Here is a 20,108-nt window from a genome sequence, read left to right as displayed (position 1 = left end):
AACTCCACTGAGGATCACGGACTGGAGGTGCTCCCCGGGTGCCTGCGTCACATTCGTGAAGCACGGAACGCGGCGCGGAACGGTGCGCTGCCTGGACCTGTCGGGCCAGATCCGTCCGGCCCGGCCCACCTCAGTACGGGTCGTAGGGGTCGTAGGGGTCGTCTTCGTCACCGCCGCGGTCGCTGCCACCGCCGCTCGTACGCGAAGCTTCGCAGCTCTGTGCCGGGTTGTTCGAACTCCGCTTTCTCAAAATGTCCCGGGCCCGCGCCTCGCCCCAGCTCGTGGCGTACCACGGGGTGTCCGAGGATCGCAGCGCCCGTTCAATGTCCTTGAGGGCGCAGGAGCGCAGTGGTTCGGGCAGCGTGTCCAGGGCCGGTACGGCGTCGGCCGAGAGGCCCCGGAGGTAGTCGATGTCTATCGAGTGGTCGTTGCGGTACCGCTGGACGTTCTGCTCCGCGATCAGGCCGTCGGGCGAGACCAGTCCGAACGCGAGGACGGCGACGGCTGCGCTGGCGGCGACGGCGCGCGGCAGCAGGCGGGCACCGAACACGCCGGCCGCCATGATCAGGACGAGAACCACGCCGAGCCAGAGTTCCATCGCAGCCACGGATATACGCAGCCGTGTCAAACCGTACGCATCGACGTACAGGTCCATACGCCTGAGTGCGGACGCCACGACTACGAGGGTGAGCAGGCACAGCGTGCCGAGCACGCTCCGTACGAGAGCGCGGTCGCTGCCCCGTCCGCGAGGAGCCCAGCGCAGAGCGATCGCGATCACCAGCAGCGTGAGGAGCGTGGCCCAGAGAAGCTGCCAGAAACCCTGACGGGCGTATTGGGAGTAGCTCAGATCGGTTTCGGCCATCACCTTGTCGTATCCGCCGACCAGCACGGTGAGCTGGATGGCGATGAAGACGGCGAACAGCAGATTCAGCACGATGAGCGGAAGGGCCCATTCCAGCCGTCCGCGAGCCTTTCCCGGACGAACGGTGATGCCGTCCCACCGCACCGGTGCGGCTGCGCTGTACGCGGCGGCGAGCGCACCGACCAGGCCGATCACGAAGAGGAACAACCGCCAGGGGCTGTCGCCCACCGACACATCCGGGATCAGGTTGCCGAGCACGTCGGCGAAGGCGGCATCGGCGCTTGCGAACAGAGCCCCGAACACGATGAGCAGGACGACCGCCACACCAGTGGTGCGGAATACGACTCCGAGCCGGCCCCGGGAGCCTGCCATCCGTTCGCGCACTCCTTGCCCGCCCCAGGCCAGGCTGCCGGCGATGGAGCTGAACAGGCCCAGTGAGCCGAGGAACACCCCGAGCCAGCTGCGACTGCCGTGCAGGGCGAGTGAGCCCAGCGCCACAGCCGATACGACGGCCAGGAAGGTGGGCCATCCGGCGTCCCGAAGGGCAGGGACGCCGAGGAGCGCAAGGCCGCCGACCGCCCAGACAGCCGTCCATGGACGGAGCCGGCGACCGGCCGCCCGTGCGGCGAAGTAAGCCGCGAGTGCTGCGGGAACCGCGACCATCAGGAGGTTCGGGCCGAGGCCGTCACCCAACAGAAGGGCGCTCAGTATCGCGGTGGCCAGGACGGAACAGAGTGTCGTGCTCCGGATGGCGGCGGGCTTGGCCGGGCGCAGTCGCGAGACCGCCGAGGCCTGAGGTCTGCCCTGCTGCCACGGGTTGGGCGGGCGCTGTTGTCCATCCTGTTGCGCGTAGGCCGGCACCTTCGGCGGCTCGGCGGCTGTGCCGCGCGGCTCCGGCATCGGAGCCTTCGGCATCGCGGCCGTCGCGGATCTCCCGGCTCGCTCCGACAGCTCGGACCCGTCAGACCGCTCGGGTCCCTCGGGGGCATCTTCCGGCCGAGGTGTTTCTGACGTGTGATCGGACATGGGACCCCTCCCCCACCGGGGTCTGCACGCACCGCCACTGGGCAGCACGGGGGCACCCCGGCGTCTCATTTCGGTGCGCGCCCGTCAGGGTGATCACCGAGGGCTGCGTGGCCGAAAGGGTAACTTCCCCTCACGGTTACCGGCAGTGCGAGGAAGGGCTGTGGCAGTACCGTGACAGTCGCGCGGTCCGATCCACGCACCGCGTCATCGTCGTCGGCACCGCCGACGTCGCCCTTCGCCCTACCGCGGGAGCCAGTCCGGCAGTTCCTCCGTCTGTGCCGCCCAGTCGGGAGGCGGTGCGCCCGACTTGCCCGCCGCGATGATCCCGCCGACGATCGCGCAGGTCGTGTCGACATCACCGCCGGCTTGGGCCGTCACCCAGAAGGCCTGCTCGAAATCGCCGAGACTTCGCGCTGCCGACCAGAGGGCGAACGGAACGGTGTCGTGTGCACTGGTGCGTCGGCCGTTGCCGAGGACCGCGGCGACCGTGCCGGCATCGCCGTAGTCGAGCATGTCGCGTGCCCGGCGCAGCCCGGCGCCGACCGCGCTGCGCGGTACGAGCCCGATCACACCGTCGAGAAGTTCTGTCGGGGTGGGCGGTCCCGCGGGCGCCGCCGCCAGCGAGGCAGCGGCCGCAACAGCCATCGCGCCCACGACTGCCTCGCGATGCTGATGCGTGGTGTATGAGGAGATCTCGGCCTGGTGTGTGGCCTGCTCCGGGTCGTCCGCGTACCAGGCACCGAGTGGCGCGATGCGCATCGCCGAGCCGTTGCCCCAGGAGCCCTGTCCGTTGAACAGCGCGGACGCCAGCTCCCGCCAGTCGCCGCCTTCCCGCACCAGCCGGAGCAGCCGGTTCACGGCGGGGCCGTATCCGCGGTCGAAGTCGTGGTGGTCGGCGAAGGAATGAGCGAGCGCGTCCTGATCGATTCGCTCGTGCCTCACCAGCACGGCCAGCACCGAGGAGGCCATCTCGGTGTCGTCCGTCCACTGCCAGGGGCCCGGTGGGAGTCCGCGCTGCTTCAGTAGCGGATAGTTGGCCGGCACAAAAAACTGGGAACCCAGGGCGTCTCCCACAGCCAGTCCACGCAGGCTGGCCAGGGCGCGCTCGAGACGTTGCTCGGAGGCAGAGTCAGCGGTTGTCATCGCCCTTCCACTCTATCCGGTGATGCCGTACGGCTCAGGGGTGCGCCAGCGTTCGAACGGTCGGTCAAGGGTGTAGCGCCCGTCCGCTCCGAGTATCAGTGCCCTGGTCTCGCCGTTGCCCGGATTGGACAGCGATTCGAACTCGGCCACCGACCAGTGGAACCAGCGCATGCAGAACAAACGCATAGTCAGCCCGTGCGTGACCAGCAGAACATTCGGCGGGTGGTCAGGGGCTTCGAAGCTCCGGTACAGACTCTCCAGAAAGGCCCCGACCCTGTCGTACACATCGGCCCCGGACTCGCCTTGCGCGAAGCGGTAGAAGAAGTGCCCGTAAGCATCCCGGTACGCCTTCTGCAGCCTCACGTCCTCCCGGTCCTGCCAGTTCCCCCAGTCCTGTTCCCGCAGCCGCGGCTCCTCCCTCACCCGCACCCGCTCGAGGTCCAGCCCGAAGGACCGGAAGGTCTCGTGCGTGCGGCGGTAGGGCGAGATGTACACGCTGACCCGTTCGCCGTCGAACAGCTCGCGCAGCCGCACGCCCGTCTCCCTGGCCTGCCGCAGCCCTGTCGCGGTGAGCCTCAGCGCGTGGTCGGGCTCACGCTCGTACACCGAGTCATCGGCGTTGCCCTCGGACTCCCCGTGCCGGACGAGGACAATGCGTTGCGGTCGTGCCATGTACCGAGCCTAGATCGACTGCGGCTCATTCGAGCAATTGTCCGGACTCCATCCGACGGATGTCGCCCGTGAAGCGGCGGCGCAGCGCCCTGTCGTGGGAGACCACCACCAGCGCGCCCTGCCAGTGGGCCAGCGCCTCTTCCAGTTCCTGCACCAGTCCGAGAGCCAGGTGATTCGCTGGCTCGTCGAGCAGCAGCAGGTCCGCGGGTCTGGCCAGCAGGCGGGCAAGGGCGAGACGTCTGCGCTGTCCCGCGGACAGCGATCCGACCGGCACCTGGAGATCCCGGGACCGGAACAGTCCGTACGAGAGAAGCAGTTCCGCCTGTTCGCCATCGGTGAGCGGCAGTCCCCGGCCGAATGTCGCGAGCACCCGCTCCGCGGGTCGGTGCGCCGGTATCTCCTGCGCGAGGTAGCCGATTCCGCCCCGCCGGATCACGCGGCCCGCGTCCGGTTCGAGCACCCCCGCCATGACGCGGAGCAGAGTCGATTTCCCCGCTCCGTTGCCACCGTGAATCAGCAGTCTGTCGCCCGCCGCCACGGAGAGCCGGTCGACAGCGAGCCGATCACCCACCCGTACACCCGTCAGGGACACCAGCACCCCTTCGGTCGCACCTGCCGTGGGCCGAGCGGTGAAGCGCAGCGGGTCCGGGGGCCTGGGGACGGGCTCCTCCCTCAGTCGCTCCAGACGCTTGCGGGCATTGCGGATCCGCCCGGACACCGAGGCCTGGACCCGGCCTGCGGCCCGGTCGTACGCCATCTTGTTGTTGTCCTTGATGTCGCGGCCGACCGCGACATCGTGAGCGGTGGTCGATGTGTACTCCTCCAGGTGCGCCGTCTCCTCGCACCACTGCGCGTAGGACTGCTCCCAGCGTCGCCGTGCGGCGGTCTGTTCGGTCCGGAAACCCTCGTATCCACCGCCGTAGCGCACGACGGTCCGGCGGTCGGAGTCGACCTCCAGCACCGCTGTGGTCACGCGCTCAAGGAAGATCCGGTCATGGGACACGGCGATCACCGTGCCGGGATGGGACAGCAGTGCGCCCTCCAGCCAGTCGAGAGCGGCTCCGTCCAGGTGATTGGTGGGTTCGTCGAGCAGCATCACCTCGGGGGACGCCGCGATCAGGCAGGCGATGCCGAGCCGTGCCTGCTCGCCGCCGGAGAGACTGCCGAGCCGCCGGGCCGGGCCGATGCGTGCCAGACCGAGGCCGTGCATCGCTTTGTCGACACGCGCGTCCGCTTCGTATCCCCCGCGAAGTTCGAAGGCCGTGAGCAGGTCTCCGTAGGCGGCAAGAGCGGCGTGACCGGCCGTACCGAGTTCCGCTTCGACCTCCCGCAACTTCTGCTCCATGGTGCGCAGTTCCGCAAGGGCGTCGTCGATCACGTCCTGGACCGTGCTGTCCGGCGGCAGTCTTGGCGTCTGCGCCAGCAGCCCCGCACCCCCGTCGGCCGCCATGAACGCCTCACCGGAATCCGGCCGTTCCAGGCCGGCGAGCAGGCCGAGCAGGGTCGTCTTCCCCGCGCCGTTCTCTCCCACGATGCCGATCCGCTCACCTGGGCGCACCGTCAGTGAGACATCATCGAGCAGCAGCCTTTCACCGCGCGTCACGGTGACATCGCGCAGTGAGATCTGCGTAGGCAAGGGCACCTCCGAACTCGGACGGCCAACAGGCAGCGGAAACAGCAGCGACAGCGGGGAACTGCGGGAAACAGTCCCGAGCCGCCCGGCGACTAACCTTAAAGCAACCACTGTCGTATTAGAGGCATGAGTGTGACACACTGAAGTGCACTAACGCAACAGGAGTAGCAATTGACTGAACGTAAAGCCGCCCCGGAGTCCGCCGTTCCGGCAGCCCCGCTCGCTCCTGGCAGCCGTCGCCCCGGAGGTCGCACCGCTCGCACCCGCGCGGCGGTCCGCGATGCCGTCCTCAGCGGGCTCGTCGAGCACGGCTACCCGGGCCTCTCCGTCGAATACGTCGCCGAGCATTCCGGCATCCACAAGACGACCCTCTATCGCCGCTGGGGAAACCTCGAAGGACTGGTCGTGGATGCCCTGGATCTGGCCGGCGAGGACAGCTGGACACCGCCCGACACCGGAACCCTGGAGGGAGATCTGCGTGCCCTGGCGCACACGACGGCCGCCGCCTTCACCGACCCCGCCGCAGCGGCCGCGCCAACCGCGTTCATCGCCGCGGCCTTCCAGTCCCGACGCGCCGCCGAGGCGCTGCGCGACTTCTACGCCGAGCGGTTCGCCCGCTGCGAGGTCATCGTCGCGCGTGCTGTCGCGCGCGACGAACTGGACGGGCACACGGACACAGGAGCGCTGGTCAGGGCAGTGACCTCACCCTTGTTCTTCAGGCTGTTCATCACCCGTGAACCCATCGACGAGAGGCTGGCCGACCAGGCCGCAGAAGCGGCGCTGGCCGCTGCCCGAGCGGGCGTCTTCAACACCCCGCCCACCTCGGCCTCGGCCGAACCCACCTGATCAGCGGCCCGATCGCCCACGTGCACAGCCGCGACCGCGCCGGTCATCCGATCGAACCCGGATCGGCCGACCGCCTGCCCCGCCCGGCCGCCCCCGCACCCATCCGGCCGGCCGGCCGATCACACCGTCCAGGACGGCTCGAGCTGCACCACGTCTCCCGCCACGGCCGCCACATCGTCCTCGGTCTGCGCCCGTTGCGTCAGCCGCTCGATGCTCCCCGCCCGGTACTTGCCGCGCTCAGCGCTCGACTGCCACATGGACAACACAAGAAACTCGTGCCCCGGCGCCTCCCCGAACACCCCCCGCAGCATCCCCGGAGAGCCGGCCATCGCCGGGTTCCACACCCTCTCCTGCATCAATGCGAAATGCTCGACCCGGTCCTCGTGCACCTTGCTGTGCGCCACCCTGACGACATCCGCATCGGTGAAGCGCGGCTCGAAGCCGGTCTTCACATCGAAGCGGTACTCGAACAGCTTGACCTGGATGCTGCTGTACGTGCCGGACTGCGCGGCAGCCAGCCCGTCGTGGGCACGCGCCATGAACGAGTCGTAGAAGACGCGGTTCTCCCAGAAGGCGAAGACATGCGCCACTTCCGGACGCCCTCGGCTCCACCCACCGCCCTGTCCCCTGAATCCCGGCTCACCCAGCAGCCCCGCCCACTTTCGCTGTCCCCGTTCAAAACCTCGACGGTCCACCACGGTGCAACGAATCCACTTGACCAGCACCGCGCCATCGTACGGTGCGGAACATGGCGCGGGTCACGCTCTGATGGAGTACACCCGAAGCGATCGCCGAGAAACGCAGAATGATCTCCATGGCCTCGCTGCACACCAACCCCCTGTTCTCCCGGCTCGAATCCGCGCAACGCGTCCTCGTCACCGGGGCCGGGGGCGGGTTCGACATCTATGCGGGACTCCCGATCGCACTCTCCCTGTTCCACCAGGGCAAGCAGGTCCAACTCGCCAATCTGTCTTTCAGCGCTCTCGAAGGACTGCCCCTCGAGGCCTGGCTCGCGCCGGACGTCGCCGTCGTCACCCCCGAAACGGCCCTCCACCAGGACTACTTCCCGGAACGCACTCTCGCCCAGTGGCTCGCCCTGCACGGCTACCCGAGCAATGTGCATGCCTTCTCCCGAGTGGGCGTGCAACCGCTGCGAGCTGCCTACCGGGCGTTGATCGAGAAGCACGACATCGATGCGGTCGTCCTGGTCGACGGCGGGACGGACATCCTGATGCACGGTGACGAATCCGGCCTCGGCACGCCGGAGGAGGATCTGGCCAGCGTCGCGGCGCTCGTCGCAATCGACGTACCGGAGCGCCTGGTTGTGTCCATCGGCTTCGGCGTCGATGCGTATCACGGGGTGAGTCACGGCCTCGTGCTGGAGAACATCGCCGCTCTCGAACGCGACGGTTCATGCCTCGGCGCGTTCTCCGTATCCCGAAATTCTCGCGAAGGAGCCCTCTTCGTCGACGCGGTGGCGCACGCGCACCACCACACCCCCGACCACCCCAGCATCGTCAACGGATCGATTGCCGCCGCCATCCAAGGGGCCTTCGGGGACGTACAGTTCACCTCGCGCACCCGTGGCAGCGAACTCTTCATCAACCCTCTGATGACGCTCTGCTTCGCCTTCGAACTGGACGGAGTGGCCCGCAACTGCCTCTACCTCGACCGCATCGAGCACACCCATCTCATCCGTCAGGTCAGCAGCGCCATCGAAAACTTCCGCGAGGAGGTCCGGCAGAGACCGCCTCGCCGCATTCCGCACTGAACCAGCGAACCGACGAACGCCGAACCGTCGAGCCGTCGAGCCGTCGATCGACACAGTGGCCCGATTCCGTCCCTGCCGGCCAAGCCGGTTGGATCCACAATCCGTTACGGACATGATCGGGTCGTATGAACGGTCCGACGACCCAACGGCGAACCAAGGAGGGAAGTCCGATGAGCACGCCCAACAAGGACATCGAGAGGGTCGAAGTCAGGCTCAAATGGGATCCCAGTCCTCCGGGTGCCCCGGCCCATGACCTCGACATCATCGCGGCGACCTACCTCGCGGATGCGCCGTACGGCAGTCCCGCGTACCTCGTGCACTTCGACAGCCGCTCGCCGGACGGCACCATCACCCTCAACCGCGACAGCAGGACCGGCCAGGGATTCGGTTTCGACGAGGTGATGACGCTGGAACTGGGCCGGTTGTCGACCGCGTTCACCCGGGTCGTCGTCGGAGTCGCCATTCAGCAGCGCGACGGCCACAAGACATTCGCCGAGATAGCGAATACCGGCGTACAGGTCCGGGAGGGCTACACGAATCTGGCGGAGGACGACTTCTCCGCGGTCGGCACCGCCACCGCGGCAACCGTCGCGGAGTTCGCCCGGAGCGCCTCCGGTGTCTGGGAGTTCCACGCCACGGTCCGGGGCTTCGACGGCGACCCCGATTCGTTCGCCGGAATGATGGGAAGCCGTACGCCCGGAGCCTGACGCCTCACGGGACACGGTCCGCACCGCATCCGGCCGAACGGTCCCGGTCCCGGCCGCTGCTGCACGACGGAGGGGACCGGCCGTCGGTCGATCCCCTCCGTACAAGCCATCGACGGCGAGGCACGGAATCGAGTGTCTCGCAATCAGCCGCGTTCGAAACAGTGCGAGTGGCCGATGACGGAGAAGCCGCGGCGCTCGTACCAGTGGCGCGGCCAGTCCGCCGCATCGGCGGTAAGAAACCGGATGCCGCAGTCCGCATCGGCGGCCAGGCGCAGGGCGGTGGTCACGACGGCGTCGGCGTAGCCGCGCCTGAGGTGGGCCTCCGAGGTGATCAGGTCCTCGATCTGGGCCGTGCCGGTTGCCGGGTCCAGATAGAGGTCGGCCCATGAAGCGACCTCGCCCTCCTCCGTGCGGGCACCGATGAAGTGAACGACATCGGCCCCGCGCCGGCGAACCTCGCGTCGGTCGACGAGGTGGCGTATGACCTCGTCGTCGACGTTCGGAAGGAAGCCCCGCCATCGCCGGGTGAGTGGGGTACGTATCGCGTCGAGGTCCATCTCCTCCGCGGGTCTGCCGGTCGGCACCGGGCCTGCGTGCAGCATGACCAGGTGGGTGCAGTGGGTGTAGCCGGCCCGGATCAGCGGTTCTGCGCACGCCATTCCGACTTCGTCGTCAAGGACGGAGATCATTCGGTGCGGCAGATGTCCCAGTGCCTGCTCCGCGATGGCAGGCAGTGCTTCGGAGTCGACGGCGGTGTCGATGACGACCTGGTTGTTCGCGCGGGAATGGGCGAAGGCGTCGTCATATACAGCGAACCCGCCAGGAAGGTCGACGATGCGCGCGGCCTGGCGGCGGGCGAAGGCGGACAGGAAGGCGTTGATCCGCTGAAGTTCCGAACTTGGCATGTCGGGAGCCTATGCAGCCGTGAACCATGGCCGCCTTCGAATTGCCCCCACGGGGAACGCTTCCCGAGGTCCTCAGGCCACTTCGCCTTCGGGACCCTCCTGGCTGCCGAGCCACGGAACGTGGGGTTTCGGAGCGAGGCACCGGCTATCGGCCCGACGCAGGAAGTCGCGGAGGCGAAGCTGGTTGGCAGTGCCGGAGTCCTGCCCGGACGGCCGAGACCACGGCGGGGCGCTGTCCCGACCGCAGGTGGTCGATGAACGCCTCGACCTCTGCGGCCTGCCACTGCCACGGGTACTCGTTGGCGAAGACCGCGAAGCACCGTATGGGATCGATGAAGCGCCGTACGAGATCGATACCGGACTGGATCGTCTGCGCCCTGCGGAACCGGGTCCGCGGCTGCATGGCCCAGCCGTCCAACACCGTCTCGAACACGGCTGGAGCCGCATCGGGACGCACGACGCCAGAGGCCGGCAGGACGCAGAACCTGGTGGATCAGCTGCTCTCGTCACGAGGCGTTGAACGCGACGTTGATGCATCGCCTACGCGACGTCCTTCGTCTCCGCAGATCCAGGACGCGAGAGAGGGCGCCGACCGATGGTCGGCACCCTCTCTCGAGTGGAGCTCAGCGTCCTCAGCGGCAGATGCTCAATGTTGCATCAGACGCAGTTCCGCTCATTTTCAGCTGCAACCGCTGGTCGAGCCGCAGCCCTCGCAGATGTAGCAGGACCCGGCGCGCTGCATCTTCGTACCGCAGGAGAAGCAGAGCGGTGCGTCCGCGCTGATGCCCAGCTGCATCTCGACGAGCTCCGCCGAGGTGTGTGCCGTCTTCGGCGCCGGCTTCACGGCCTCCTGCACAGGGGCCACCGCCTTCAGGGGCTCCGTCCGCACCGGGGCGGACTGTGCCAGGGCTTCGACGTCCAGCTCGTCGTCCTCCAAGGAGGGCTCGTACGAACCGGTGTCGAGGTGACGCTGACGCTCCTCGGCCGAGTGGATGCCGAGTGCCGAGCGGGTCTCGAAGGGCAGGAAGTCCAGCGCGAGGCGGCGGAAGATGTAGTCGACGATCGACTGCGCCATCCGCACGTCCGGGTCGTCCGTCATACCGGCCGGCTCGAAGCGCATGTTGGTGAACTTCGAGACGTATGTCTCCAGCGGGACGCCGTACTGCAGACCGACCGAGACGGCGATGGAGAAGGCGTCCATCATGCCCGCGAGGGTGGAGCCCTGCTTGGACATCTTCAGGAAGACCTCGCCGAGACCATCGTCCGGGTAGGAATTGGCGGTCATGTAGCCCTCGGCGCCGCCCACCGTGAAGGAGGTGGTGATGCCGGGACGGCCCTTGGGAAGGCGCTTGCGGACCGGGCGGTACTCGACGACCTTCTCGACCGCGCTCCGGATGGTCTCCTCGGCCTTGGCCGTGACCGCATCCGTTGCGGACTTTTCCTTCTCCTTGGTCTTCGCGGAGAGCGGCTGGCCGACCTTGCAGTTGTCGCGGTAGATCGCGAGCGCCTTGACGCCCATCTTCCACGCCTCGAAGTAGACCTCTTCGACGTCCTCGACGGTGGCCGTCTCCGGCAGGTTGACCGTCTTGGAGAGCGCGCCGGAGATCCACGGCTGGATGGCGGCCATCATGCGCACGTGGCCCATCGCGGAGATGGAACGCTCGCCCATCGCGCAGTCGAAGACCTCGTAGTGCTCGGTCTTGAGACCGGGGGCGTCGATCACATTGCCGTGCTCGGCGATGTGGGCGACGATCGCCTCGATCTGCTCCTCCTGGTAGCCCAGGCGGCGCAGGGCCTGCGGGACGGTGCCGTTGACGATCTGCATCGAGCCGCCGCCGACCAGCTTCTTGAACTTGACCAGGGCGAGGTCGGGCTCGAGGCCGGTGGTGTCGCAGGACATCGCGAGACCGATGGTGCCAGTGGGTGCGATGACCGAGGCCTGCGCGTTGCGGAAACCGTTCTTCGCGCCGAGACGGATGACGTCCTGCCAGGCCTCCGTCGCGGCGGCCCAGATCGAGTTGTCCAGGTCGTCCATGTGGACGGCTGCGGCGTTCGCATCGGCGTGCTGCTTCATGACGCGCTGGTGCGGCTCGGCGTTGCGGGCGTAGCCGTCGTACGGGCCGACGACCGCCGCGAGCTCCGCGGAGCGCTTGTACGAGGTGCCGGTCATCAGCGAGGTGATGGCACCGGCGAGGGCGCGGCCGCCGTCGCTGTCGTACGCGTGGCCGGTCGCCATCAGCAGGGCGCCGAGGTTGGCGTAACCGATGCCCAGCTGGCGGAAGGCGCGGGTGTTCTCGCCGATCTTCTGCGTCGGGAAGTCGGCGAAGCAGATGGAGATGTCCATCGCGGTGATGACCAGCTCGACCACCTTGGCGAAGCGCTCGGACTCGAAGGACTGGTTGCCCTTGCCGTCGTCCTTGAGGAACTTCATCAGGTTCAGCGAGGCCAGGTTGCACGAGGTGTTGTCCAGGTGCATGTACTCGCTGCACGGGTTCGAGCCGTTGATCCGGCCGGACTCCGGGCAGGTGTGCCACTGGTTGATCGTGTCGTCGTACTGGATGCCCGGGTCGGCGCAGGCCCAGGCGGCCTCGGCCATCTTGCGGAAGAGGGACTTCGCCTCGACCTCTTCGATGACGTCACCGGTCATCCGGGCACGCAGCCCGAACTTGCCGCCGGACTCGACGGCCTTCATGAACTCGTCGTTCACACGGACCGAGTTGTTGGCGTTCTGGTACTGGACGGACGCGATGTCGTCGCCGCCCAGGTCCATGTCGAAGCCCGCGTCGCGCAGGGCGCGGATCTTCTCTTCTTCCTTCACCTTGGTCTCGATGAAGTTCTCGATGTCGGGGTGGTCGACATCGAGAATGACCATCTTGGCCGCGCGTCGGGTGGCGCCGCCGGACTTGATCGTTCCGGCGGAGGCGTCGGCGCCGCGCATGAAGGAGACCGGTCCGGAGGCGTTGCCGCCGGAGGACAGCAGCTCCTTGGAGGAGCGGATACGGGAGAGGTTCAGGCCGGCGCCGGAGCCGCCCTTGAAGATCATGCCCTCTTCCTTGTACCAGTCGAGGATCGACTCCATGGAGTCGTCGACGGCCAGGATGAAGCAGGCCGAGACCTGCTGCGGCTGGGGCGTACCGACGTTGAACCAGACCGGCGAGTTGAAGCTGAAGATCTGGTGCAGGAGGGCGTACGCCAACTCGTGCTCGAAGATCTCGGCGTCCGCGGGAGAGGCGAAGTAGCCGTGGTCCTCGCCGGCCTTGCGGTACGTCTTCACGATCCGGTCGATGAGCTGTCGCAGACCGGTCTCGCGCTGCGGAGTGCCGACAGCCCCGCGGAAGTACTTGCTGGTGACGATGTTGACCGCGTTCACCGACCAGAAGTCGGGGAACTCGACGCCACGCTGTTCGAAGTTGATCGAACCGTCGCGCCAGTTGGTCATGACGACGTCACGGCGCGCCCACGTCACCTCGTCGTACGGATGCACGCCGGGAGTGGTGTGGATGCGCTCGATACGCAGACCCTTGCTCGACTTGGATCCCTTGGCTCGGGAACCTCGTGCCGGGCCGCTCGCCGTCTCTGTCATGCCGCCTCCCATATGTGGGCAAAAACGCCCTGAAGTGCCCAGAACTTCCCGGGGCACAGTCTGTCTCTGATGCTCCGTGTGCCGCGCACAGCACCCGGAGCAGGTCTATACAGCCGCCTGCCGCCGATCCACGGAACCGCGTCGATCGGCCGGTGTCGCTCAGTCGACGGCGACGGCGGGCACGGGGACCTCAAGGGTCTCGCCGGTCCCGCGCTCCTCCACGGGAGGCTGCCGCTCGCGGAGCTCCGCGATGGCGGCCTCGAAGTCCTCAAGTGTGTCGAACGCCCGGTACACGGACGCGAAACGCAGGTACGCGACGAGGTCGAGTTCCCGCAGGGGGCCGAGGATGGCCAGACCCACGTCATGGGTGGTCAGCTCGGCGCTGCCGGTGGCGCGCACCGCCTCCTCGACCCGCTGGCCGAGCTTGGCGAGGGCGTCCTCGGTGACCGGCCGCCCCTGGCATGCCTTGCGCACGCCGGAGATGACCTTGGTACGGCTGAAGGGTTCGGTCACACCGCTGCGCTTGACCACCATCAGCGAGCAGGTCTCCACCGTCGTGAAACGGCGGGAGCAGTCGGGGCACTGCCGGCGACGGCGGATCGACGTGCCGTCATCGGTGGTGCGACTGTCGACGACCCGGCTGTCGGGGTGCCTGCAGAAGGGGCAGTGCATGGCTCCCAACCCTCCTTCACAGCACGACTGAATGGCCTCTTCAGGGCCCGCCAGGGCCCCTCGAAGCAGTCTCAAGCATAGGCGATGGCCGCACTCCCGGCGGACCGGGGACCACAACTTCTGGGCGGCTGGAGCAATCCAACCACTAGATCTTGGGTTTGGTCGCGCATTCGGCCCTAGCGCGTGTCGCGCGCCGATGGCGGCCAGCAGGCAGCGTACGGCCGACCACGAGGTTACGGGAACCGCGCGGCTGCCAGGATCGCGGGGCCCCGCCTGTCGGACCCCGACAACGCCCCCGCCGGAACCGGACCACACCCCTCGTCGACCCCGGACGCCGACCGGAAGACGGCCCCCGCATGGCGACGCCGCAGCGGCGGACGCTAGCGTATTGATCCGAATCGCCGCCCGGGCCGACCGGCCCCGACCGGGGCCACAGCCACTTGGTCGTCGCGCATACACCCAGCAGTGAACACACGACAGACTTTTATTAGTTTTTCACTCGAACGTGTGTTTGGCGCAACCTTTCGAAAGCTACTACCGTTGTCCAGCTAGGGAGACCATTCGAGAGGGGCCGACGTGACCACCACCGCAGACAGTGCCACCATCACTGCCCAGGACCGCTCCCAGAGCCGACTCGAGCCGGTGCATGCCATGAATGACTCAGTCACGAACACGGAGGGACCGGAACCCGTGCGCCCAGCGCGCTCGCTGCCCGGCCGACCTCCAGGAATCCGGGCGGACAGCTCGGGGCTCACGGACCGGCAGCGGCGCGTGATCGAGGTGATCCGGGATTCCGTGCAGCGGCGCGGGTACCCGCCCTCGATGCGGGAGATCGGTCAGGCGGTGGGCCTGTCCAGCACGTCCTCCGTCGCCCATCAGCTGATGGCCCTGGAGCGCAAGGGCTTCCTCCGTCGCGACCCCCATCGCCCGCGGGCGTACGAGGTCCGTGGCTCGGACCAGCCCAGCTCGCAGCCCACCGATACGACCGGGAAGCCCGCGGCGTCGTACGTGCCGCTCGTCGGCCGGATCGCAGCGGGTGGCCCGATCCTCGCCGAGGAATCGGTCGAGGACGTCTTCCCGCTGCCCCGCCAGCTGGTCGGTGACGGTGAGCTGTTCGTCCTGAAGGTCGTCGGTGATTCGATGATCGAGGCGGCGATCTGCGACGGCGACTGGGTCACCGTGCGCCGCCAGCCCGTCGCGGAGAACGGCGACATCGTGGCAGCCATGCTGGACGGCGAGGCCACGGTCAAGCGCTTCAAGCGGGAGGACGGCCACGTGTGGCTGCTTCCGCACAACTCCGCGTACCAGCCGATTCCTGGCGACGAGGCGACGATCCTCGGCAAGGTGGTGGCGGTGTTGCGGCGGGTGTGAAGGCTCGCCGACTCCGGCCGGGGCCCCGGGATCCACTGCGCCGATCCCGGGGCCCTTCTTGTGCCATTGTCCGCCCCGGGCCCACGGACACCCGATCCCGGGGCGGACGGGCTACTGGCCGTTGGCCTTGGCCGCCGCGTCAATAGCCGCGAGTGAGCGGCGCGCCTGGTTACGGTCGGTGGTGTACCAGAAGTCGGGCAGCGAGGCTCGCAGGTAGCTGCCGTACCGGGCGTTCGCCAGCCGGGGATCGAGCACCGCGACGACGCCCTTGTCGCCCGTGGCCCGTACCAGTCGGCCGGCGCCCTGAGCCATCAGCAGCGCGGCGTGCGTCGCCGCGACAGCCATGAACCCATTGCCACCGGCCTCCTCGACCGCCTTCTGGCGTGCGCTCATCAGCGGGTCGTCGGGGCGTGGGAACGGAATCCGGTCCATGACCACCAGCTGGCAACCGGGCCCGGGCACATCGACGCCCTGCCAGAGCGACAGCGTACCGAAGAGGCAGGTCTCGGGATCGGCCGCGAAGTTCTTGATCAGCTCTCCGAGGGTCTCCTCGCCCTGCAGCAGGATCGGCTTGTCGAGCCGGCCGCGCAGTTCCTCGGCGGCGGCCTGAGCCGCCCGCATGGACGAGAACAGCCCGAGCGTGCGCCCGCCCGCCGCTTCCACCAGTTCGGCGAGCTCGTCCAGCATGTCGGTGCGGGAACCCTCGCGACCGGGCGTGGCCAGATGCCTGGCAACGTACAGGATGCCCTGCTTCGGGTAGTCGAACGGCGACCCTACGTCGAGCCCCTTCCACTGCGGAATGTCGTCGCCTGCGGTGCCTTCGGGAGCGAGTCCGAGCGACGCCCCCACTCCGTTGAAATCCCCGCCGAGCTTGAGCGTGGCCGAGGTGAGGACGACGGATCGGTCGGCGAAGAGCTTTTCGCGCAGCAGTCCGGAGACGGAGAGCGGGGCGACCCGCAGGGACGCGCCGAAACGGTCGTGACGTTCGTACCAGACGACGTCGTACTCCGAGCCCTGGGTGATGCGCTCGGCGACACCATGAATCGTCTCCACCGACGCCAGGGCCTGCTTGCGGACGGCGTCCTCGTCCTGGACGGACTTGTCGCGGGTGGCGCCGATGGCCGAGATCACCGTACGCGCGGCGTCGCGGAGCGCCAGCAGTGCGTAGCCGAGGTCCTCGGGGACCTCCTCGAGACGGCCGGGCAGCGCCAGCTCCATCACCCGCTCGAAGCCCTCCGACGCGGTCTGCAGGGCGTCGGCCGCCTTCTCATTGACCAGCTTCGCCGCACGGCGTACGGCGCGGTTGACCTGGCCGGGGGTGAGCTCGCCGGTGGCGACTCCGGTGACCCTGGAGACCAGCTCGTGCGCCTCGTCGACGATCAGCACCTCGTGCTGAGGGAGCACCGGAGCGCCCTCGATGGCGTCGATGGCGAGCAGGGCATGGTTGGTGACGACGACGTCGGCGAGCTTGGCCCGCTCACGGGCCAGCTCCGCGAAGCACTCCGCGCCGTACGCGCACTTGCTTGCGCCCACGCATTCGCGGGAGGACACCGAGATCTGCGCCCAGGCACGGTCGGAGACGCCCGGGGTGAGGTCGTCACGGTCGCCGCTCTCGGTCTCGTCCGACCAGTCCCGCAGGCGCAGGAGATCCTGACCGAGCTTGCTCGACGGGGCCGCGGCCTCGAACTGGTCGAAGAGCCCCTCCTCCTCGTCCTGCGGCACACCTTCATGGAGCCGGTGAAGGCAGAGGTAGTTCGACCGGCCCTTGAGCATGGCGAACTGAGGGCGTCTGCGCAGCAGCGGATGCAGGGCGTCGACCGTGCGCGGAAGGTCGCGCTCCACGAGCTGGCGTTGCAGCGCCAGGGTCGCCGTGGCCACCACGACGCGCTCCCCGTGCGCCAGCGCGGGCACCAGGTAGCCGAGGGACTTGCCCGTGCCGGTACCGGCCTGGACGAGCAGATGGGCGTTGTCGTCGACAGCCTCGGCAACGGCCGCGGCCATGGCGGCCTGGCCAGGCCGTTCCGTACCGCCGACGGCGGTCACGGCGGCGTGCAGGAGCTCGGGGAGGGATGGCTTCGTCATAGCTCGACCACCCTACGGGGCACCACCGACAAGGGCGATCACTCCCGGACTCAGACGGAGGGGTGGAGCGGGTTCGGCACAGTCCCGTGGATCGCCGCGTGCGGGCGACGGGGACGGTCCCGGTAGCCGTCCACATGCAGACGGTTGCGGTTCAGACAGAGACGTTGGATGCGGGGTGTCAGCATGTCGAACAACTCGAACCTCTCCTTGAGCTCGGGAAATCGGGCGTGATGCCGCAGGATCTCGGCCCGCACGAGTGACCAGAAATCGGCCTCCGGAACTCCGAGCTGTTCCTCGCACAGCGGGGAGAGGAACCGGAAGACACCGATGAACAGTCCGGCGTGAATGAACTGGGTGAGGAAGGAGGGCTCCTCCGTGAGGAGGATGTCGCGTACGTCCTGCGGCATCGACTCGTGCTCCGGCAGCGGCCGGGAGCTGATGTTCACATCGTCCACGAAGTCCTTGATCGCCAGGCGCACCGGTACGTCCTGTTCGTCGAAGACGACGATGGCGTTCTCGCCGTGCGGGGAGAACACGGTGCCGTAGCGGTAGAGGAAGTGCAGCAGTGGCGGGAGCAGCGCCCCGAAGAGCCGGGTCAGCCAGGCGGTGGGAGCCAGTCCGGAGCGGGCGACGAGCTCGGCCGTGAAGGCGCGGCCCCGGGGATCGATGTGGAGCAGCGAGGCGAGCGTCCGGGCCCGTTCGCCCGCCGCGAGCCGGGGCTGGAGGGGCTCTCGCCAGATCGCGCCGAGGATCTCCTTGAACTGGTACGGCGTCTCGGGGAGGCGGTCGTAGAGCGGATGCTCGACGGTCACGGAGGCGACCTCCCCGAGCAGGATGACGCCGCAGGTGTCGCGCAGAAAGGTGTCCCCGTCGCGCAGGCCCTGGACCCAAGTGGTGACGGCGGGGGCCGCGAGGGTGCGTTCGGTCGGAAGGCCTCGCCAGACCAGAGTGTTGAGGATCGACAGGGGCAGTTTGACGGTGTGCCGTTCGGGACGGGTCACATTGGCGAAGGTGCGGATGGACTGCTGCGGCAGCCGGAGGTCCGCGTCGGCATGGAGCGGGACGATGTCGCCTGCGGCGATGGCCGGGGCGAAGACCGGAACGATCCATTCATCCCATTGCCAGGGGTGCACGGGAAGACAGAGGTAGCCGTCGGGGTCGAAGTTGCGGGCGCGGAGCACGGCGGCGAAGGAGTCGCGGACCGACGGGTCGAGTTCCTGTGCGTACAACTGCTCGGGAGCCGCCAGGCCGGGCACTCCGCGGTAGGCGGCGATCCGGGTGGAGACAGCGATCCACGGCAGCCCGACCGGCCTGCGAGCCTCGGGCGTGTAGCGGGCGGCGTCGGTGGCGGAGAAGCCGAGGCGCCCTTTGTTGGCGACGAGCCAGGGGTGGCCGGTCTGGTGCCCTTCCAGCTCGGCGTAGTCGAGGTCGGCCAGCCGGGCGGCGGAGATCGCGGTGTGGTCCAGCCGGGCGTCCGCGGCGAGGGTGGTGGTGATCTCGCGGATGAGGTGGCCGAGGGTGGCGCCGTCGATCCCGAGAAGGTGGCGAGCCCGGGCGAGGAACTGCAGCGGATCCCGGAAGGGGACGGCATCGGCGTTCCGGTCCTGCAGCGGATCCCGGACGGGGACGGCATCGGCGTTTCGGTCCTGCAGCGGATCGCGGACGGGAACGGGCACGGCGTTCCAGTCCTGCAGCGGATCGCGGACGGGAACGGGCACGGCGTTCCAGTCCTGCAGGGGATCGGCGGGCGCGCCGCGGCTGCTGTCGCCCGTCTGTTCTGTCGCTCCGGCCGGTGCCTCCCGGGCGCCCCCGGACGTCTCCAGGATCGACTCGGGGGCGATGTGCCAACCGCCGTACACACCCCGCCGGGCGCTGAAACTCAACGTTCCACCGTCGTCGAGTGTGAGTGTGTACGTATCGCCGCCGTCGGTCTGCCCGAGCGGTTCGGTGGCTTCCCGTTCGACGGCGTCCGGCTCGATGACTTCCTCGTAGGCGAATTGACCGAGCATCTTCGCGAGCAGCCGGGCGGCGGCTCCGTCCCAGACCGTCCGGTTCAGTTCTGGCGTGCTGAGCAGCGCGTCGGACTCCGCTGAATCATGGCTCGCAGGATATTTCGGCACGGGGACTCCTCCGGGTGGAACCGATGGGGTTCGAGCGGTGTACGCGTTGCAGCGATTCGTTCAGTGCGTTCAGTTCGTTCACAGCTGGGCACGGTGGGTTCGGTCGCGGACCATCAGGGCAGCTCGTTTGTCCGGGAGTTCGACCTCCGCAAAGAAACGGAAGCCGGCACTCAGGAAGGCGGAGACGGACGGGGTGTTACGCAGATCGGGCTCCGCGACAACCCGCGCGCACAGGGGGCGGTTGTCGAGTACGAGGTCGGCGACGGCCCGGAGCAGGGTCGTACCGACACCGCGTCCACGGTCGTTCACGCCACCGATGAGGAGGTGGATTCCGGTGTCGTGCGGGCGAGCGGGGTAGTGGCGCGCCAGTGGATCGAGATCCGCGCGATAGATCTCCCAATAGCTCATGGGGACGCCGGCCAGCACGCCGAGGCACGGGACGCTGCGTCCGTCACCGTCGAGTTGAGGACGCAGATGATCGGCCGTGACGGCTTCGGATCCGGCGAGCTCCCAGAACGCGGCGACCGCCGGGTCGTTCATCCAGCGGCTGATCACGGCGAGATCGCGTTCCAGCCGCACGGGGACGAGTTGGAACGCGCCGGCCGGGGTGGCCACCGGTCCCCAGCCGGCCGGATGGTCGAGCAGAGCGGAGGAGGCCGCCCTGCTCACGGTCGCCCGCGTGCCCGCGGCCGGGCCCGCGCCATCCGGTGCGGAT

General features: G+C 68.4%; 16 protein-coding genes. 4 read left to right on the top strand and 12 right to left on the bottom strand.

All coding sequences use genetic code 11. From position 1 onward, the window contains the following. Positions 1–130 precede the first annotated feature (130 nt). The 4 genes from ACFU8Q_RS02610 to ACFU8Q_RS02595 form a co-directional block, all read right to left on the bottom strand. Positions 131–1,888 carry a DUF4153 domain-containing protein gene (locus tag ACFU8Q_RS02610; RefSeq protein ID WP_384446951.1) on the bottom strand — a complete coding sequence of 586 codons (1,758 nt, stop codon included), beginning with the start codon at positions 1,886–1,888 and terminating at the stop codon, positions 131–133. A 240-nt stretch (positions 1,889–2,128) separates the two neighbouring features. Continuing rightward, the gene (locus ACFU8Q_RS02605) at positions 2,129–3,031 is read right to left on the bottom strand and encodes an ADP-ribosylglycohydrolase family protein (RefSeq protein WP_384446949.1); all 903 of its coding nucleotides are present in this window, start codon (positions 3,029–3,031) and stop codon (positions 2,129–2,131) included. Between the two features lie 12 nt (positions 3,032–3,043). Continuing rightward, the gene (locus ACFU8Q_RS02600) at positions 3,044–3,703 is read right to left on the bottom strand and encodes a histidine phosphatase family protein (protein WP_384446947.1); all 660 of its coding nucleotides are present in this window, start codon (positions 3,701–3,703) and stop codon (positions 3,044–3,046) included. Between the two features lie 25 nt (positions 3,704–3,728). Then, positions 3,729–5,339: an ABC-F family ATP-binding cassette domain-containing protein gene (locus tag ACFU8Q_RS02595; protein ID WP_384446945.1), complete on the bottom strand. Its 1,611-nt coding sequence runs from the start codon at positions 5,337–5,339 to the stop codon at positions 3,729–3,731. A gap of 168 nt (positions 5,340–5,507) precedes the next feature. Here ACFU8Q_RS02595 and ACFU8Q_RS02590 point away from each other — a divergent pair, with 168 nt between their 5' ends. After that, positions 5,508–6,182: a TetR/AcrR family transcriptional regulator C-terminal ligand-binding domain-containing protein gene (locus tag ACFU8Q_RS02590; protein ID WP_384446943.1), complete on the top strand. Its 675-nt coding sequence runs from the start codon at positions 5,508–5,510 to the stop codon at positions 6,180–6,182. 119 nt (positions 6,183–6,301) lie between these two features. On the opposite strand, the gene ACFU8Q_RS02585 is transcribed toward ACFU8Q_RS02590, so the two are convergent. Beyond that, positions 6,302–6,907 carry a YdbC family protein gene (locus ACFU8Q_RS02585; protein WP_327258682.1) on the bottom strand — a complete coding sequence of 202 codons (606 nt, stop codon included), beginning with the start codon at positions 6,905–6,907 and terminating at the stop codon, positions 6,302–6,304. Between the two features lie 89 nt (positions 6,908–6,996). On the opposite strand from ACFU8Q_RS02585, the gene ACFU8Q_RS02580 reads away from it, so the two are divergent. Beyond that, positions 6,997–7,953 carry a DUF1152 domain-containing protein gene (locus ACFU8Q_RS02580; RefSeq protein WP_384446941.1) on the top strand — a complete coding sequence of 319 codons (957 nt, stop codon included), beginning with the start codon at positions 6,997–6,999 and terminating at the stop codon, positions 7,951–7,953. A 170-nt stretch (positions 7,954–8,123) separates the two neighbouring features. Then, a complete protein-coding gene (locus tag ACFU8Q_RS02575) occupies positions 8,124–8,660 on the top strand; it encodes a TerD family protein (RefSeq protein WP_384446940.1) in 537 nt (178 codons plus the stop codon). A gap of 143 nt (positions 8,661–8,803) precedes the next feature. Here ACFU8Q_RS02575 and ACFU8Q_RS02570 read toward each other — a convergent pair whose 3' ends face one another. The 4 genes from ACFU8Q_RS02570 to nrdR form a co-directional block, all read right to left on the bottom strand. Next, complete coding sequence (locus tag ACFU8Q_RS02570) at positions 8,804–9,565, bottom strand: GNAT family N-acetyltransferase (protein ID WP_384446938.1); 762 nt, start codon at positions 9,563–9,565, stop codon at positions 8,804–8,806. Positions 9,566–9,710: 145 nt separating this feature from the next. Next, entirely contained in the window at positions 9,711–9,998 is a 288-nt protein-coding gene (locus tag ACFU8Q_RS02565; RefSeq protein WP_384446937.1) for a hypothetical protein, read from the bottom strand. A gap of 246 nt (positions 9,999–10,244) precedes the next feature. Next, the gene (locus tag ACFU8Q_RS02560) at positions 10,245–13,148 is read right to left on the bottom strand and encodes a vitamin B12-dependent ribonucleotide reductase (RefSeq protein WP_384446935.1); all 2,904 of its coding nucleotides are present in this window, start codon (positions 13,146–13,148) and stop codon (positions 10,245–10,247) included. A gap of 159 nt (positions 13,149–13,307) precedes the next feature. Then, positions 13,308–13,820: a transcriptional regulator NrdR gene (gene nrdR, locus ACFU8Q_RS02555; protein WP_384446933.1), complete on the bottom strand. Its 513-nt coding sequence runs from the start codon at positions 13,818–13,820 to the stop codon at positions 13,308–13,310. Positions 13,821–14,396: 576 nt separating this feature from the next. Here nrdR and lexA point away from each other — a divergent pair. Next, a complete protein-coding gene (gene lexA / locus ACFU8Q_RS02550) occupies positions 14,397–15,191 on the top strand; it encodes a transcriptional repressor LexA (RefSeq protein ID WP_093898912.1) in 795 nt (264 codons plus the stop codon). Positions 15,192–15,302: 111 nt separating this feature from the next. On the opposite strand, the gene ACFU8Q_RS02545 is transcribed toward lexA, so the two are convergent. The 3 genes from ACFU8Q_RS02545 to ACFU8Q_RS02535 form a co-directional block, all read right to left on the bottom strand. After that, positions 15,303–17,273, bottom strand: a complete 1,971-nt coding sequence (locus ACFU8Q_RS02545; protein ID WP_384446931.1) for an ATP-dependent DNA helicase — start codon at positions 17,271–17,273, stop codon at positions 15,303–15,305. Between the two features lie 50 nt (positions 17,274–17,323). Further along, positions 17,324–19,393, bottom strand: a complete 2,070-nt coding sequence (locus ACFU8Q_RS02540; protein WP_384446929.1) for an IucA/IucC family protein — start codon at positions 19,391–19,393, stop codon at positions 17,324–17,326. Between the two features lie 78 nt (positions 19,394–19,471). Further along, positions 19,472–20,108: GNAT family N-acetyltransferase (locus tag ACFU8Q_RS02535; protein WP_384446927.1), on the bottom strand; the 637-nt coding region annotated here is incomplete at its 5' end.

It is taken from the genome of Streptomyces sp. NPDC057543 (assembly GCF_042801895.1).
In the GTDB taxonomy this organism is placed as follows: Bacteria; Actinomycetota; Actinomycetes; order Streptomycetales; family Streptomycetaceae; genus Streptomyces.
The sequence above is the reverse complement of the archived record's forward strand: the minus strand, read 5'-3'. Positions and strand labels throughout refer to the sequence as shown.

Excerpts from the sequence above, each read along its gene's own strand:
- ACFU8Q_RS02610 (WP_384446951.1), bottom strand. The coding sequence starts at position 1,888 with ATGTCCGATCACACGTCAGAAACACCTCGGCCGGAAGATGCCCCCGAG.
- ACFU8Q_RS02605 (WP_384446949.1), bottom strand. The coding sequence starts at position 3,031 with ATGACAACCGCTGACTCTGCCTCCGAGCAACGTCTCGAGCGCGCCCTG.
- ACFU8Q_RS02600 (WP_384446947.1), bottom strand. The coding sequence starts at position 3,703 with ATGGCACGACCGCAACGCATTGTCCTCGTCCGGCACGGGGAGTCCGAG.
- ACFU8Q_RS02580 (WP_384446941.1), top strand. The coding sequence starts at position 6,997 with ATGGCCTCGCTGCACACCAACCCCCTGTTCTCCCGGCTCGAATCCGCG.
- ACFU8Q_RS02575 (WP_384446940.1), top strand. The coding sequence starts at position 8,124 with ATGAGCACGCCCAACAAGGACATCGAGAGGGTCGAAGTCAGGCTCAAA.
- ACFU8Q_RS02570 (WP_384446938.1), bottom strand. The coding sequence starts at position 9,565 with ATGCCAAGTTCGGAACTTCAGCGGATCAACGCCTTCCTGTCCGCCTTC.
- ACFU8Q_RS02560 (WP_384446935.1), bottom strand. The coding sequence starts at position 13,148 with ATGACAGAGACGGCGAGCGGCCCGGCACGAGGTTCCCGAGCCAAGGGA.
- nrdR (WP_384446933.1), bottom strand. The coding sequence starts at position 13,820 with ATGCACTGCCCCTTCTGCAGGCACCCCGACAGCCGGGTCGTCGACAGT.
- ACFU8Q_RS02545 (WP_384446931.1), bottom strand. The coding sequence starts at position 17,273 with ATGACGAAGCCATCCCTCCCCGAGCTCCTGCACGCCGCCGTGACCGCC.